This is a genomic window from Nonomuraea sp. NPDC050328, from assembly GCF_044459405.1.
In the GTDB taxonomy this organism is placed as follows: Bacteria; Actinomycetota; Actinomycetes; order Streptosporangiales; family Streptosporangiaceae; genus Nonomuraea.
In genome coordinates this window covers 103875-118262 of the sequence record NZ_JBITIW010000003.1, presented here as the reverse complement: position 1 = coordinate 118262, position 14388 = coordinate 103875, and the positions used below count along the sequence as shown (strand labels likewise).

The 14388-nt window shown below is 72.3% G+C and carries 10 protein-coding genes; 5 read left to right on the top strand and 5 right to left on the bottom strand.

Annotated elements, in window-relative coordinates; translation table 11 throughout:
* Positions 1-20 precede the first annotated feature (20 nt).
* Together ACIBG7_RS11740 and ACIBG7_RS11735 are read right to left on the bottom strand one after the other, a co-directional pair.
* Positions 21-980, bottom strand: coding sequence for a magnesium and cobalt transport protein CorA (locus ACIBG7_RS11740; RefSeq protein WP_397336032.1), 960 nt, complete (start codon positions 978-980; stop codon positions 21-23).
* Positions 977-3472 carry an ATP-dependent Clp protease ATP-binding subunit gene (locus tag ACIBG7_RS11735; RefSeq protein WP_397336031.1) on the bottom strand — a complete coding sequence of 832 codons (2496 nt, stop codon included), beginning with the start codon at positions 3470-3472 and terminating at the stop codon, positions 977-979. Before ACIBG7_RS11735 ends, ACIBG7_RS11740 begins: the two co-directional genes overlap by 4 nt.
* A gap of 133 nt (positions 3473-3605) precedes the next feature.
* Between ACIBG7_RS11735 and ACIBG7_RS11730 the strand changes: the two genes are divergently transcribed.
* From ACIBG7_RS11730 to ACIBG7_RS11710, 5 genes are all read left to right on the top strand, one after another.
* Complete coding sequence (locus ACIBG7_RS11730; protein ID WP_397336030.1) at positions 3606-4994, top strand: threonine/serine exporter ThrE family protein; 1389 nt, start codon at positions 3606-3608, stop codon at positions 4992-4994.
* A 37-nt stretch (positions 4995-5031) separates the two neighbouring features.
* Positions 5032-6714, top strand: coding sequence for a hypothetical protein (locus ACIBG7_RS11725; RefSeq protein ID WP_397336029.1), 1683 nt, complete (start codon positions 5032-5034; stop codon positions 6712-6714).
* An 11-nt stretch (positions 6715-6725) separates the two neighbouring features.
* Entirely contained in the window at positions 6726-8333 is a 1608-nt protein-coding gene (locus ACIBG7_RS11720; protein ID WP_357929695.1) for a bifunctional aspartate transaminase/aspartate 4-decarboxylase, read from the top strand.
* Complete coding sequence (gene aspT / locus ACIBG7_RS11715; protein ID WP_397336028.1) at positions 8330-10018, top strand: aspartate-alanine antiporter; 1689 nt, start codon at positions 8330-8332, stop codon at positions 10016-10018. Before ACIBG7_RS11720 ends, aspT begins: the two co-directional genes overlap by 4 nt.
* A gap of 79 nt (positions 10019-10097) precedes the next feature.
* The gene (locus tag ACIBG7_RS11710) at positions 10098-10721 is read left to right on the top strand and encodes a hypothetical protein (RefSeq protein WP_397336027.1); all 624 of its coding nucleotides are present in this window, start codon (positions 10098-10100) and stop codon (positions 10719-10721) included.
* 42 nt (positions 10722-10763) lie between these two features.
* Here the strand turns inward: ACIBG7_RS11710 and ACIBG7_RS11705 are convergent, their stop codons facing one another.
* The 3 genes from ACIBG7_RS11705 to ACIBG7_RS11695 all read right to left on the bottom strand — a co-directional run bounded on the left by ACIBG7_RS11705 (position 10764) and on the right by ACIBG7_RS11695 (position 14377).
* Positions 10764-12422 carry an arylsulfatase gene (locus tag ACIBG7_RS11705; protein WP_397336026.1) on the bottom strand — a complete coding sequence of 553 codons (1659 nt, stop codon included), beginning with the start codon at positions 12420-12422 and terminating at the stop codon, positions 10764-10766.
* A 2-nt stretch (positions 12423-12424) separates the two neighbouring features.
* Positions 12425-13303 carry a sulfotransferase family protein gene (locus tag ACIBG7_RS11700; RefSeq protein WP_397336025.1) on the bottom strand — a complete coding sequence of 293 codons (879 nt, stop codon included), beginning with the start codon at positions 13301-13303 and terminating at the stop codon, positions 12425-12427.
* Between the two features lie 114 nt (positions 13304-13417).
* Positions 13418-14377 (bottom strand): aldo/keto reductase, encoded by a 960-nt coding sequence (locus ACIBG7_RS11695; protein WP_357929707.1) that lies wholly within the window; start codon positions 14375-14377, stop codon positions 13418-13420.
* Between the last annotated feature and the right edge of the window lie 11 nt (positions 14378-14388).

The following is a 14388-nucleotide window of genomic DNA, read 5'->3' as shown; positions in this document are numbered from 1 at the left end:
CCTGAGCCACCGGCCGGCGCCTAGAGCCAGCCGTTGCGGCGGAAGGCCCGGTACAGCAGCCAGCAGGTCAGCGCCATCACCAGCAGCACCGCCGGGTAGCCGAAGCGCCAGTGCAGCTCGGGCATGTCGTCGAAGTTCATGCCGTAGATCCCGGCCAGCAGGGTGGGCGCGGCGATGATCGCCGCCCAGCCGGAGATCTTGCGCATGTCCTCGTTCTGCCACATGCTGATCTGCCCCAGATGGGCGTTGAGCAGCGAGCCGATCAGCTCCTCGCTGGAGCGGACCGACTGGGCGGCCCGGCGCACGTGCCGGGCCAGCTCGCGCAGGTAGGCGTCGGGGCTGCGCTGGTCGAGGAAGTCGTCGGCGACCGGCTCCATGGGCGCGATGGCGTCCCTGAACTCCAGGATCTCGCGCCGGAGCGAGTAGAGCGGCTTCACCGCGTCGATCCGGGGACCGGCGAACAGGTCGCGTTCCAGCTCGGTGACGTCCTTGGCCACCTCGGCCGCGGCCGACAGGTAGTCGTCGACCAGCACGCTCACCAGGGCGTAGACCGCGCCGAGCGGGCCGCGGCCGAGCAGCTTGCCGCCGCCGGTCAGCCGGGCGCGCGCCTGCGGCACCGGGTCGCCCCGGCCGTGCCGTACCGTGACCAGCAGGTTGCGGCCCAGCACCACGGCCAGGTCTCCGGTCTCGATCTGCGAGGTGGGCTCCAGGTACCAGAGCGTCTTGAGCACCCAGACCCGCAGGTCCTGGACGGTGTCGGACTTGGGCCGCTGGTGGTGGTGGCCGGCGTCCTGGAGCACGATGCCGGGCAGCCCGAGGTGCTCGCCCAGGGTGCGGAGCTCCTCGGCCGAGGGGTCGCCGAGCTCGACCCACAGGTAGGCGGAGCCGGTGAGCCCGGCCAGCACCCCGGGCAGGTCGCCCGGGGCGCGGTCGAGCTCGCTCAGCCCGTCGCCGGTGCACAGCCAGGAGCGGACGCTCATCCCTCCCGGCGCTCGCCCCTGCCGTCGACCGTCAGGGTCAGCCCGGACTCGGCGGCGTCGGCGCTCACCCGGTCGCCCGGCGACAGCTCGCCGTTGATGACCATGGACGACAGCCGGTTGTCCAGCTCGCGCTGGATGGTACGGCGCAGCGGCCGGGCCCCGAACTCGGGCTTGTAGCCCTTCTCGGCCAGCCAGTCCTTGGCCGCGTCGGAGACGGTCAGCGTGATGTCCTGGGCGGCCAGCCGCCGCTCGGTCCTGCCCAGCAGCAGGGTGGTGATCTGGCGGATCTCCTCCTTGTCCAGCCGGTTGAAGACGATGATCTCGTCGATCCGGTTGATCAGCTCGGGCCGGAGCTGCGACTGCAGCAGCTCCATGAGCTGGTCGCGCAGCTCGGCGGGGTCGCCGTTGTGCATGAGGATGAGGTTGGACCCCAGGTTGCTGGTCATGATCACGATGCTGTTGGTGAAGTCCACCGTGCGGCCCTGGCCGTCGGTCAGCCGGCCGTCGTCCAGCATCTGCAGCAGGATGTTCATGATGTCCGGGTGGGCCTTCTCCACCTCGTCGAACAGCACGATGCTGTGCGGGCGGCGGCGGACGGCCTCGGTGAGCTGGCCGGCCTCCTCGTAGCCCACGTAGCCGGGCGGGGCGCCGACGAGCCGGCTGACGGAGTACTTGTCCTGGTACTCGGACATGTCGATGCGGATCATGTCCTTCTCGCTGCCGAACAGGGCGTCGGCCAGGGCGCGAGCCAGCTCGGTCTTGCCGACGCCGGTCGGGCCCAGGAACATGAAGCTGCCGATCGGCCGGTTGGGGTCGGACAGGCCCGCCCGCGAGCGCCGGACCGCCTCGGAGACGGCGGTGACCGCGTCGTCCTGGCCGATCACCCGCTCGTGCAGGTGCTCCTCCAGCTTGAGCAGCCGGCTGCGCTCCTCCTCGGTGAGCTGGCTGGCGGGGATGCCGGTCAGCCGCGAGACCACCTCGGCCACGTCCTGGGCGACCACGGTCGGGGTGTCGTCGCGGCCGCGCCGGGCGCCCTCCAGCTCGGGGCGCAGCCGGTCGATCTCGGCGGTCAGCTCCTTGGCGCGGTCGAAGTCCTCGCTCTTGACCGCCTGGTCCTTGTCGCGGCGCAGGCTCTCCAGCCGCGCCTCCAGTTCGCGCACGTCCTCGCCGGGCGTCATGGCGCGCAGCCGTACCCGGGCGGAGGTCTGGTCGATCAGGTCGATCGCCTTGTCCGGCAGGAACCGGTCGTTGATGTAGCGGTCGGACAGGTTGACCGCGGCGGTGATCGCGTCCTCGGCGATCTTCACCTGGTGGTGCGCCTCGTAGCGGTCGCGCAGGCCGTTGAGGATGCCGACGGTGTCCTCCGGCGACGGCTCCGGGACCAGGATGGGCTGGAAGCGGCGCTCCAGCGCGGCGTCCTTCTCGATGTTCTTGCGGTACTCGTCCAGCGTGGTGGCGGCGATGACGTGCAGCTCGCCGCGGGCCAGGGCGGGCTTGAGCATGTTGCCCGCGTCCATGCCGCCCTCGGCCGAGCCGGCCCCGATGATGGTGTGCACCTCGTCGATGAAGACGATCAGCTCGCCGCTGTGCGCGGTGACCTCGTCGATCACCTTCTTCATGCGTTCCTCGAACTCGCCGCGGTACTTCGACCCGGCGACCAGGCCGCTGAGGTCGAGGGTGACCACCCGGCGGTCCTTGAGGGTGTCGGGCACGCTGCCGTTGACCACGCGCTGGGCGATGCCCTCGACGATGGCGGTCTTGCCCACGCCTGGCTCGCCGATCAGCACGGGGTTGTTCTTGCGCCGGCGCGAGAGCACCTCGACGCACTGCTCGATCTCGTCCTCGCGGCCGATCACCGGGTCCAGCCGGCCTTCGCGGGCCTCCTCGGTCAGGTCGCGGCTGTACTCGTCGAGGGTCGGGGTGTCGGTCTTCCTCTTCGCGGTGGCGACGCTCTCGGGGCCGGTGGCCACGATCGTCTCCTCCAGCTCGTGCGGCGAGACGCCGGCCGCGTCCAGCACCCGCGCGGCGGGCGAGTCGGGGTTGGCGGCCAGCGCCAGCAGCAGGTGGTCGGGGCCGATGCCGGAGGAGCCGAGGGCGCGCGAGATGCGCATCGCGTCCAGGAAGGCCTTCTTCACCGCCGGGCTGACCGTGGTGGGCTCCTCGCCCTCGGGGCCCTTGGGCAGCACCTGCTGGATGGCCTGGTCGAGGCGCTCGGGGTCGGCGCCGGCGTTCATCAGCAGCGCGCGGGTCACCGGGTCGCCGGTCGCGGCCTGCAGCAGGTCCAGGGAGTCCAGGTCGGCCGCGCCGCGCGCGGCGGCCAGCTCGACCCCTCGGCGGAGCAGCTCGCGGGCCGGTTCGGTGAGCATGCGGCCGATGTCGACCCGCTGCACGCTGGGCCGGGCCGGCGGCCAGGACTCCCGGCCCCCGCCGAAGAAGGTGTCGAATCCCCGGAACGGATCGCGGCCGAAGAAGGACTCAAAGGGCGATGTCATGATGGTCGGGTTTCCTGGGGCGCTTCTTTGCAACACCAACAACTCGGCAAATCACTCCATGACCGTCCGGCGGGCTTGCCGGGGCTCGGCCGCGGATAGTGAGCGGGGTGTGGCGGGCGCGATCATGGCGGGGATGCGGAAGCTGGCGGGCCGCGCCGCCGCGCGGGCCGCCGCTCTGGCCCGCGTTCTCCGCAACGGTACGGCCGGGCGGTACGCGCGCGGCCAGGTGATCGAGGTGCCCGGCGCCAGCACCCAGGCCGACTGGAACCGGCGGCTGGCCGGCTTCCTGTGCGAGCTGGGCGACGCGCTGCTGCGGGCCGGCGAGCAGACCTCGGCGGTGGAGGGGACGCTGAGCGACGTCGCCGCCCGCTACGGCGTGCGCTGCGCCTGCTTCGTGGTGCCGACGGGGCTGTTCGTCCGGGTGGGCGAGGGCGACGCGGGCGTCATGGACTTCCGGCCCGTCGCCGGCGACCAGCTCCGCCTCGACCAGGTGCAGGAGCTGTACGGGCTGGTCACGCGGCTGCGCGGCCGTACCATGCCGATCGAGCGGGCCCGCGCCGAGCTGCGGGAGATCCACCGGATGCCCCGCCGGATCAGCCCCGCCGGCTCGGTGCTGGGCTACGCGATCCTGACCGTCGGCCTCGGGCTGCTGCAGCACCCGACGTCCAAGGCGGTGCTCGGCTGGGCGCTGCTCGGCCTGGGCGTAGGCGTGCTGCGCCTGCTGGGCGCCCGCTTCCCGGTGCTGGCCACCGCGATGCCGGTGGTGGCGGCCACCGCGGTCACCTTCGTGGCGCTGCGCTGGGCCGAGCCGCTGCTGCACATGAGCCCCGGCGAGCTGCTCATCCCGCCGCTGATCGCCTTCCTGCCCGGCAGCCTGCTCACCATGGGCACCATCGAGCTGGCGCACGGCGCCACCCTGTCCGGCATGGCCCGGCTGGCCGGCGGGGTCAACGTGCTCCTGCTGCTGGCCTTCGGCATCCTGGCCGGGATCACCCTGGCCGACCGGACCGGGCTGCCGCCGGGCATCGCGGCCGACGGCGCGCTGGGCGGCTGGGCGCCGTGGGCGGGCGTGGTGCTGCTGGGCGTGGGCTTCCAGATCTTCTACTCGGCCCGTGCCCGAGTGCTGCCGTGGGTGCTGGTCTGCCTGCTGGCCGAGCGGCTGGCCCAGCTCGCCGGCACCGGCTGGGCGGGGCCGATGGTCGGCGCGTTCGCGGCCGGGGCGGTCATCCCGCTGCTCGCCGCGCTGGTCGAGCGCCGCACCGACACGCCCGCCCAGGTGCTCTTCCTGCCCTCGTTCTGGATGCTGGTGCCCGGCTCGGTGGGGCTCACCGGGGTGAGCGAGCTGGTCTCCGGACAGGGCGCCTCCGGCCTGGACGACCTGGTCCAGACGCTGCTCACCATGGTGGCGATCACGCTCGGCATCATGGTCGGCGCCAGCCTGCTGCCGCGCCGCCGGATCAGGGTCTCCGACGTTTCACCTGATCAAGGTGCGGGAACGACCACATCCGTCATTTCCCCCTGACGCACGCCGCTCGGGGGGACGTATGTGGTCGTGGCTGGTGGACGCCCTCCGGCAGCACGCCGAGATCGCGATCTTCCTGACCATGGCCCTCGGCTTCTTCATCGGCCGCCTCGGCGTCAAGGGCATCGTCCTGGGCTCGGTGACCGGCACGCTGCTGGCCGGCGTGCTGATCGGCCAGCTCGACATCAAGATCCCCGACCTGGTCAAGACGGTGGCCTTCATCGGCTTCCTGTTCGCGCTCGGGTTCAAGGTCGGGCCGCAGTTCTTCGCCGGGCTCAAAAAGAGCGGCATCCCGCAGGTCATCGTCTCGGTGGTGGGCTGCGTGGCCGGCCTGCTGGTGGCCTGGGGCATGGCCGTGCTGATGGGCTACGGGCCCGGCTGGGGATCGGGGCTGCTGGCCGGCGGGCTGACCCAGTCGGCCGTGATCGGCGTCGCCACCGACGCGATCAACGCCTCGGCGACGATCCCGGCCAACCTGAAGCAGACCTACGTCAACCAGATCCCGGTCGGCTACGCCGTCTGCTACCTGTTCGGCACGGCCGCCGCCGCCTACTTCCTGTCCCAGCTCGCCTGGCGGCTGCTCGGCTCCAAGAGCCTGGTCGAGGATTCCAAGAAGCTGGAGCGCGAACTCGGCACCTCCGAGGACCCCGACCTGGCCGTCGCCTACCGCCGCCTGGAGCGGCGCACCTACCGGATCAGCGCCGGCTCCGAGCTCGACGGCTCGGCGGTCGGCGCCTTCGAGGAGCGCGCCGCCTCGCTCGGGCACCGCATCTTCCTGTACCGCTACCGCCGCGGCGACACCATGGCCTACACCGACGCCGACACCGTGCTGCGCGCCGGTGACGTGGTCACCGTCACCGCCAGCCACGCCGACCTGATCCACGGCGCGATGAACGCCGACGGCGTCGAGGTGGACGACCCCGAACTGCTCGACTACGACATCGAGACGCTCCCGGTGGTGCTCACCAAGAAGGTGGTGGCCGACCTCACCCCGGAGAAGCTGGCCACCCATCCGGGCGCGCGCGGGCTGTTCATCACCAAGATCGTGCGCTCCGGGATCGAGATGCCGGTCGGGCGGCACAGCCCGCTGCACGTCGGCGACACCGTCACCATCCAGGGCGCCCGCGAACTGGTCGAGCGGGCCGTGCCGAAGATCGGCCAGGCGCTGCGCAGCAGCGACGAGACCGACTTCTCCTTCGTCGGCCTGGGCATCTTCCTCGGCGGCCTGATCGGCATCCCGACCATCGCCGTCGCCGGGGCCGACATCGGGCTCACCACCAGCGGCGGCGCGCTCATCATGGGCCTCATCTTCGGCTGGCTGCACGCCAAGCACCCCGCGCACGGCCGCTTCCCGGCCGCGGCCGAGTGGCTGATGAACACCGGCGGGCTGTGCATGTTCGTCGGCATCGTCGGCATCACCGCCGGGCCCAACTTCATCGCCGGGCTCAAGCAGGAGGGCTTCGGCCTGCTGCTGGCCGGGCTGGTGGTCACGCTCGTGCCGATGGTCGTGACCCTGGCGCTCGGCAAGCTGATCTACCGGTGGCCGGCCCCGATCAACCTCGGGGTCACCGCCGGCACCTTCACCACCACCGCCTCCATCGGCGCCGTCACCGACGCGGCCAAGAGCCAGGTGCCGGTGCTCGGCTACACCGTGCCCTACGCCATCGGCAACACACTGCTCACCATCTGGGGGACGATCATCGTCGCCCTGCTGTCCTAGGGGGAACCACCATGGCCGACCGCGCGACCGAGCGGAAGTGGGAAGCGCTCAGCCCCTTCGAGCTCAAGAACGAGCTCATCGAGCTCGCCGGCGACTCGAAGTCCGCGCACGCGATGCTCAACGCGGGGCGGGGCAACCCGAACTGGATCGCCACCGAGCCCCGCGAGGCCTTCTTCCTCATGGGCGCCTTCGCCCTGACCGAGTCGCGGCGCACCTGGTCGGAGTTCGAGCTGCTGGGCGGCATGCCGGCCAAGGACGGCATCGCCGGGCGGCTGACCGCCTTCCTCGACGCCGGCCCCGACCGGCCCGGCGCGGGGCTGCTACGCCGCTCGGTGGAGTACGGCACGCGCGAGCTCGGCTTCGAGGCCGACGAGTTCGTGTGGGAGATGGCCGACGCGGTGATCGGCGACCACTACCCCGAGCCGGACCGCATGCTCAAGCACGCCGAGGCGGTCGTCCACGCCTACCTGGTGCAGGAGATGTGCGCGGGCCACCGGCCGGCCAGGCCGTACGACCTGTTCGCGACCGAGGGCGGGACGGCGGCCATGTGCTACGTCTTCGACAGCCTCCAGGTCAACGGCATCCTCCGCAAGGAGGACACGATCGCCATCATGACCCCGATCTTCACCCCGTACCTGGAGATCCCGCGCCTGGAGCGCTTCTCCTTCAAGACGGTGGAGCTCCAGGCCGACCGGATGTCGGAGGGCGGCCTGCACACCTGGCAGTACTCGCAGAGCGAGCTGGACAAGCTGGCCGACCCGTCGGTGAAGGCGCTGTTCCTGGTCAACCCGTCCAACCCGCCGTCGGTGATGCTGGCCCAGGAGTCGCTCGACCACATCGCGCGGATCATCGAGACCTCCAACCCGGGCCTGACGATCATCACCGACGACGTCTACGGCACCTTCGTCGACGGCTTCCGCTCGCTGATGTCGACCGCGCCGCGCAACACCATCGGCGTCTACTCCTTCAGCAAGTACTTCGGCTGCACCGGCTGGCGGCTCGGCGTCGTCGCGGTCAACCAGGACAACATCTTCGACGAGAAGATCGCCCAGCTCTCCAAGGCGGACCAGGACCGGCTGCGCGACCGCTACGACACCATCGCCCTCGAACCGTCGACGATCAAGTTCGTGGACCGGCTGGTCGCCGACTCGCGCGACGTGGCGCTCAACCACACCGCGGGCCTGTCCACGCCGCAGCAACTGCAGATGACGCTGTTCGCGCTGGCCGCGCTCCTGGACTCCGGCAACGACTACAAGCGCACCTGCCAGTCGGTCATCGCCCGCCGCGTCGCCGCCCTCGGCGAGGGCATGGGCCTGGCCATCCCGGACGACCCGCTGGCCGCCCGCTACTACATCGAGCTGGACATCCTCAACTTCGTCCAGCGCACCTACGGCACCGAGTTCGCCGCCTGGCTGCAGCAGAACTTCGAGCCGGTCGACCCGGTCTTCCGCCTCGCCGAGAAGGGCTCGGTCGTGCTGCTCAACGGCGGCGGCTTCGACGGCCCGCAGTGGAGCGTGCGGGTCAGCCTGGCCAACCTCGCCCAGGACGACTACGCCCAGATCGGGACGTGGCTGAAGGAAGTGGTCGACGAGTACAAGCGGGAGTTCGACCGGTCATGACCTGGTTCAAGGAGTTGCTCCAGGGCACGCCGGAGATGGCGCTGTTCATCTGCCTGGCGCTCGGCTACGCCATCGGCAAGGTGAAGGTGAAGGGCCTGTCGCTCGGCGGCATCGCCGGCACCCTGATCGTGGCCATCCTCGTCGGCATGATCGGCGGCATCACCCTCAACGACCAGGTCAAGAACATCGCCTTCGCGTTGTTCATCTTCACCCTGGGCTACCTGAGCGGGCCGTCGTTCTTCGCCAGCCTCAACCGCCGCAGCCTGCGCTACGGCTGGTTCACCCTGATCGAGGTGGTGGCGGTGCTGGGCGTCACCGCCGTCGCCACCGCCGTCCTGCACCTGGACGCCGGGACCGCGGCGGGCCTCATGGCCGGCGGCGCCACCGAGTCGGCCGTGGTCGGCACGGCCACCGACGCCATCGCCAAGCTCTCGCTGCCGCCCGGGCAGATCCAGGCCCTGCAGGCCAACGTCGGCACCGCCTACTCCATCTCCTACATCTGCGGCCTGATCACCATCGTCCTGCTGACCAGCCAGATCGCCCCGGCGATCGGCCGCTTCAGCATCCGCGACGAGGCGGTCAAGCTGTGGCGTCAGCTCAGCAAGGGCCGCGTCGACGAGGACGCGGTCACCGTCATGCCGGCGGTCGTCGGCCGCGCCCAGCGCGTCTCGGCCGCCGCCGGGCAGACCGTCGCGCAGGTCGAGGCCGCCCTGGGCGGGCGGGCCACGGTCGAGCGCGTACGGCGGGGCGACGAGACCCTCGACGTCGGCCCGGACACCAGGCTCTCGCACGACGACGTCGTGGTCCTGTTCGGCCTGCGCGAGGACCTGGTCCACGCCGACCAGGTGGTCGGGCCCGAGGTGGCCGACCCGGGCACCGACGCCATCGAGCTCGACGTCGCGCAGGTCTTCCTGACCAACAAGGCGCTCAACGGCGCCACCGTCGCCGATCTGCGCAAGCAGGCCGTCGAGCAGCAGAGCGGCGCCTACCTGACCGGCCTGACCCGGATGGAGTCGGGCCTGCCGATCCAGCCGGGCACGGTGATCAACACCGGCGACGTGGCCCGCGTCACCGGCACCAAGAAGGACGTCTCGGCCTTCGTCAAGGCGACCGGCTTCCGGATCGACACCGCGGTGAAGGCCGACTTCATCTTCATCGCGCTCGGCATCATCCTCGGCATGCTGATCGGCAAGATCACCATCCCGCTGGGCGACATCCCGCTCTCGCTCGGCACCGGCGGCGGCTGCCTGCTGTCCGGCCTGTTCTTCGGCTGGCTGCGGGCCAAGCACCCGACCATCGGGCAGTACGACTCGGCGGCGGCCTCGGTCATCAAGGACCTCGGCCTGTCCACCTTCATCTGCGCGGTCGGCCTGTCGTCGGGGCCGGCGGCGGTGGCGCTGATCCAGAAGTTCGGCTTCGCGCTGCCGGTCACCGGCGTGCTCATCACCCTCATCCCGGCCACGATCTCGCTCCTGGTGGCCTTCAAGGTGATGAAGCTGCCCGCCCCGCTGGCCCTCGGCGCGGTCGCCGGCCAGCAGTGCTCCACCCCGGCCATCACCGCCGTGCAGTCGCAGGCCGGCAACACCACGCCGCTGATGTCGTACACCATCGTGTACGCCCTCTCGAACGTGGTGCTGCCCCTGCTGGGCCCGATCGTGGTCGGCATGGCCAACGCCATCGGCTGACCCCTCCGAACGGCCCCGCCGCACCGGGGCCGCCGGGGATAGGGTCGAAGGCCCGTCGCCCATCGCGGAGGACCTCTCGGTGCCACCGACCCGAACCCGCCTCGCCCTTTCCTTGCTGACCCTGGTGCCGGTCCTGCCGCTCGCCGGGTGCGCAGAACCTCTGCGCGAGGGCCCGCTGCCCGGCCCCGACGACGGCCCGCCCACCACCGCCTACGTCGAGCTCTGCGTCACCGTGCCTGCCTTGGTCAGGGCCCCGGATCAGCGGTGCGACGACGAGCGGCCCGGGCACGCCTGGAGCTTCGTCGCCACGGGCCGGCCCGTCCCAGCCGTCGGCCGGAAGGCCGCCACCGGCGTGCTGCGGGAGCCGTCCGACGCCAAACCCGCCTTCTACCGGGCGCCGCCCGAGGGCGGCGACGGCGAGACCGAGCTGGTGCTCCGCCCGGCGAGCGTCGTCGAGGTCTGCGTGCGCAAGGTGACGCGCGTGCGGGTCCAGGAGCGCCACTGTGTGCAGCCGGACTCGAAGCACGCGTGGTACGACCTGGGCCTGGACCGGCAGATCCCTCCGATGGGGGCCAAGGCCGCGCGGGGCTCGTTCCGGCGGACCGCCTACGCCGTGACGTACCGGGCGCCGGCCGAGGGCGGCGAGGGCTCGGAAGTGGCCTTCGCGCCCGCCCCCAAGCCGCCGGCCACCGGGTCACCCTGAGCGCTGGGTCACCCTGAGCGCCGGGTCACCCTGAGCGCTGGGTCACCGCTGGGCGCGGCGTTCCGGTGAGGGGAGGCGGATCCTGCGGCGGAAGGTGTGGCGGCGGCCCTGGGCGCGGAAGGTGGCCCAGACCCGGCCGCCGGTCACCGGCGGGAAGTCGGCGCTCCAGGCGGCGCCCGGGGGGACGCCGGCGACCTCGGGTCCGCGCACGCGCTCGCCCTGCGGTGGCTCCAGCTCCAGGCGCACCTCGTGCCAGGTGACCGCCGACCCGTTGTGCAGGGTGACGGTGAGCCGCTCGCCGTCGCCGTCGATGCGCAGGCCGTACGGCAGGCGCGGGTCGGGCCCGATGGCGCGGTCGAGCTCGCCGAGCATGGCGCGGGTGAAGACCGGCCAGCGGGCCGACAGGTCGGTGCGCTCGCCCTGGTCGGCGTCGAGGTCGTACAGCTCGACCCGCCCGCCGGGCCCGGCGCCGGCGATGCCGGGGGCGAAGCGGATGACCTTCCACCGCCCGCGCCGGATGGCCTGGATCTTGCGCGGCCGGTTCCAGACGAAGTAGCCCCGCTCGGGCGGCGGCCCGCCGCGCAGCAAGCCGGCCAGGGAGCGGCCGTCCAGCCGGGCGGGGACGGGCACGCCGGCGAGGTCGGCGAGCGTGGGCAGCACGTCCCACGAGGCGACCGGCGTGCTCTCCACCCGGGCGGGCAGGCCGGGCGACCAGACGAGGAACGGCACGCGGATGCCGCCCTCGTACAGGTCGCGCTTGTCGCCGCGGAACGGGCCGCTGCCGCGGAACAGCTCCGGCGTCACGCCCTTCTCGCTGTGCGGGCCGTTGTCGCTGGTGAACAGCACCACGGTGCGGTCGGCCCGGCCGCTGTCGACCAGGGCGCGCACCAGAGTGGCCACGTCGGCGTCGAGCCGGCTGACCTGCGCGGCGTGCCGCCGGTTCGGGCCGCTCCACGGCTCGTCCTGGTAGCGTCCCGCGCCACCGGCGACGACGCTGGGCGAGTGCGGCAGCGTGCTGGCGAAGTACAGCAGGAAGGGCCGCTCCGCCGGGTCGCGCACGAACTCCACCGCCCGCTCCAGGAACAGGTCGGGCGCGTAGACGGTGCCGTCGAGGTCGAGCCGGTCGCCGTTGTCCCACAGGTAGGACGGGTAGTACTGGTGGGCGTGGCGGTGCTCGATGTAGCCGAGGAAGGAGCCGAAGCCGCGCCGGTTGGGGTGCGAGGGCTGGCCGGGCGTCTCGGGCCCGAACCCCCACTTGCCGATGCACGCGGTGCGGTAGCCGGCGAGCTGGAGCAGCTCGGCGAAGGTCAGGTCGGCCTCGGTCAGCGAGTGCTGGGTGCCGCCCTCGGGGTTCTCCCGAACGGTGCCGTGCCCGGCGTGCAGGCCGGTGAGCAGCGCGCTGCGGGAGGGCGCGCAGAGCGGGGCGCCGGAGTAGGCCGCCTCGAACCGCACCCCCTCGGCCGCCAGCCGGTCGAGGTTGGGCGTGTGGATCAGCCGCTGGCCCTGGCAGCCGAGCTCGCCCCAGCCCAGGTCGTCGGCGAGCACGACGACGAAGTTGGGCCGGGCGGACAACGAGGGCGGGGAGGGCACGGTGCCGCCGGGGCCGGTGGCCGCGCGGGCGGGCTGGGCGGAGGCGAGGGAGGGCAGCGCGAGGCTGGCCAGCGCGCCGCCGACCAGGGCGCGCCGTGACGGGTGGTTCATCGTCAGCGATAGTCCCAGAGCTCGCAGATCTTCGCGAGCTGTTCCGGCACCTCGGCCGGATCGGGCAGCGGGCGCGGCTGGACGACGGTGCCCTGCCGGATCTTGTCGCGCCAGTCGCCGATGCCCTTGACGAAGCCGCCGTGCTCCTTGTCGCCGTAGGTGAGCATGCCCGGCTCCCACGTGACGCCGAGGAAGTCGCACAGGCGGCGCAGCTCGGCCTCGGGGGCGGCGACGAGGTCCTCGTAGCGCACGGTCGGGCCGGGCAGGTGGGCGCGGGCCTCCTCCAGGTGCGCCATGTAGTGGTGCGTGCGGCGCACGGCCTCGTCCATGGGGCGCTTGTCGGGGTCGGCCTCGTGCCAGGACTGGGCGATGGACAGCGGGTGGCGCAGCAGGAAGACGAAGCGGGCGTCGGGCCAGCAGGTGGCGATGCGCCGCCAGGCGAAGACGTTGCTGGGCGTCTTCTCCACCAGCACCGGCTTGCCGCTGCGGCTCAGCTCGCGGTGCAGGATGCGGTCCCACAGCAGGTGTTCGAGGTCGTTGTGCACGTGGCCGAGCAGGCCCATCGCCTGCCGTACCGGGTCGGTGGTGAGGTCCACGGCGGCGCGGCGGAAGTGGGTCTCGATCGGCGAGTGCACCTGGGAGTGGCTGTTGAGCATGACGCGCAGCAGCGTGGAGCCGGAGCGCACCGACGACAGCAGGAAGACCGGCGCGCGCACCAGCCGGTCGTGCGCCGGGTCCACGGGCGGGCGCAGCAGGTCCCCGCCCAGCCTCGGGGGCGGCGGGGGCGGGGGCGGCGGCGGGGTCGGCGCGGGGCGTGACCGCGTCAGCGTGTAGCCCGTCAGCCCTTCGAGGGTGGCGTTGGCCCGGTACCTCCAGCTCATGACCGGTCAACGTAGAGCGAGCCGGTGAACCGAGGGTGAACCCGTGCTGTGAACCAGCGGGCGGCGGGAAGATCGCCGGACGTCACCGGCCGGGGCCACCCGCCGCACCGGGCCTCAGGGGCCGGACGGGTCCACCACGTCCCGGTCGGCCCAGTACGGCTCCAGCAGCCCGCGCAGCCGCTCGGCGCCGACGCGCTCCAGCACCTCCAGCGCGCCCACGTTCTCCTCGAGCTGGGCGATGCTGCTGACACCGAACAGCACGGTGGCCAGCGCCGGGTGGGTGAGGCAGTAGGCGATGCAGAGCTGGGCGGCGGTGCAGCCGAGCCCCGCGGCCACGTCGGAGACGCCGCCCGCGGCCTTGACGATGTGCTCGCGCACCCCGCCGGGGTCCTTGCCGATCTGCCGGGTGGTGCCGGACCCGCCGGCGAGGATGCCGCCCTCCATCACGTCGCTGGCCTGGAGCGAGACCCCGGCGGCGTAGACGGCGGCGAACGGGTCGCCCTCGGGGATGCTGCGCCGGGCCAGGCTGTACTTGAGCTGGGCGAGCTGCGGCCCGGGCGAGCCGGCCTCGCGGGCGTGCGCCTGGATCTCCAGGATGTCGCGGGCCGACCAGTTGTTGACGCCCCAGCAGCCGAGCAGGCCGTCGGCCTCCAGCTCGGCCAGCTCGCGGGCCAGGGCGCGCAGGTCGGTCTCGCCTCTGGTGTCGGCTCTGATGTCGCCGAGCACGGCGGTGTCGGCGTGCTCGACCCCGGCGCGGAACAAGGCGTGTTCGAGCTGGGCGCGCATGGGGCGCTGCGGCCAGCCCTCCAGCCAGAGCTTGGCCGAGAGCTGGTAGTCGCTCCTGTCCAGGCCGGCGGCTCTGACCATGGCGGAGAAGAGCACGTCGGTGAAGACCGGGGGGTGGCCGGGCATGCCGTACACGGCGACGTCGAAGAGGGTGACGCCGAGGTCGGTGGCGCGGCGGAGCATGGTGACGGCCTCGGCGAAGTCCATGCGGTCGTAGGTGTGCCAGGAGCCGAGCGACAGCACCGAGACCTCGGGGCCGTGGGCGCCTAGCCTGCGCTTGGGGATCAAGGGGGCTCTCC

What these genes read in the sequence shown, in the direction of transcription:
- ACIBG7_RS11735 (WP_397336031.1), bottom strand. Translation starts at nt 3,472, where the DNA reads ATGACATCGCCCTTTGAGTCCTTCTTCGGCCGCGATCCGTTCCGGGGA.
- ACIBG7_RS11705 (WP_397336026.1), bottom strand. Translation starts at nt 12,422, where the DNA reads ATGAACCACCCGTCACGGCGCGCCCTGGTCGGCGGCGCGCTGGCCAGC.
- ACIBG7_RS11740 (WP_397336032.1), bottom strand. Translation starts at nt 980, where the DNA reads ATGAGCGTCCGCTCCTGGCTGTGCACCGGCGACGGGCTGAGCGAGCTC.
- aspT (WP_397336028.1), top strand. Translation starts at nt 8,330, where the DNA reads ATGACCTGGTTCAAGGAGTTGCTCCAGGGCACGCCGGAGATGGCGCTG.
- ACIBG7_RS11730 (WP_397336030.1), top strand. Translation starts at nt 3,606, where the DNA reads ATGCGGAAGCTGGCGGGCCGCGCCGCCGCGCGGGCCGCCGCTCTGGCC.
- ACIBG7_RS11720 (WP_357929695.1), top strand. Translation starts at nt 6,726, where the DNA reads ATGGCCGACCGCGCGACCGAGCGGAAGTGGGAAGCGCTCAGCCCCTTC.
- ACIBG7_RS11700 (WP_397336025.1), bottom strand. Translation starts at nt 13,303, where the DNA reads ATGAGCTGGAGGTACCGGGCCAACGCCACCCTCGAAGGGCTGACGGGC.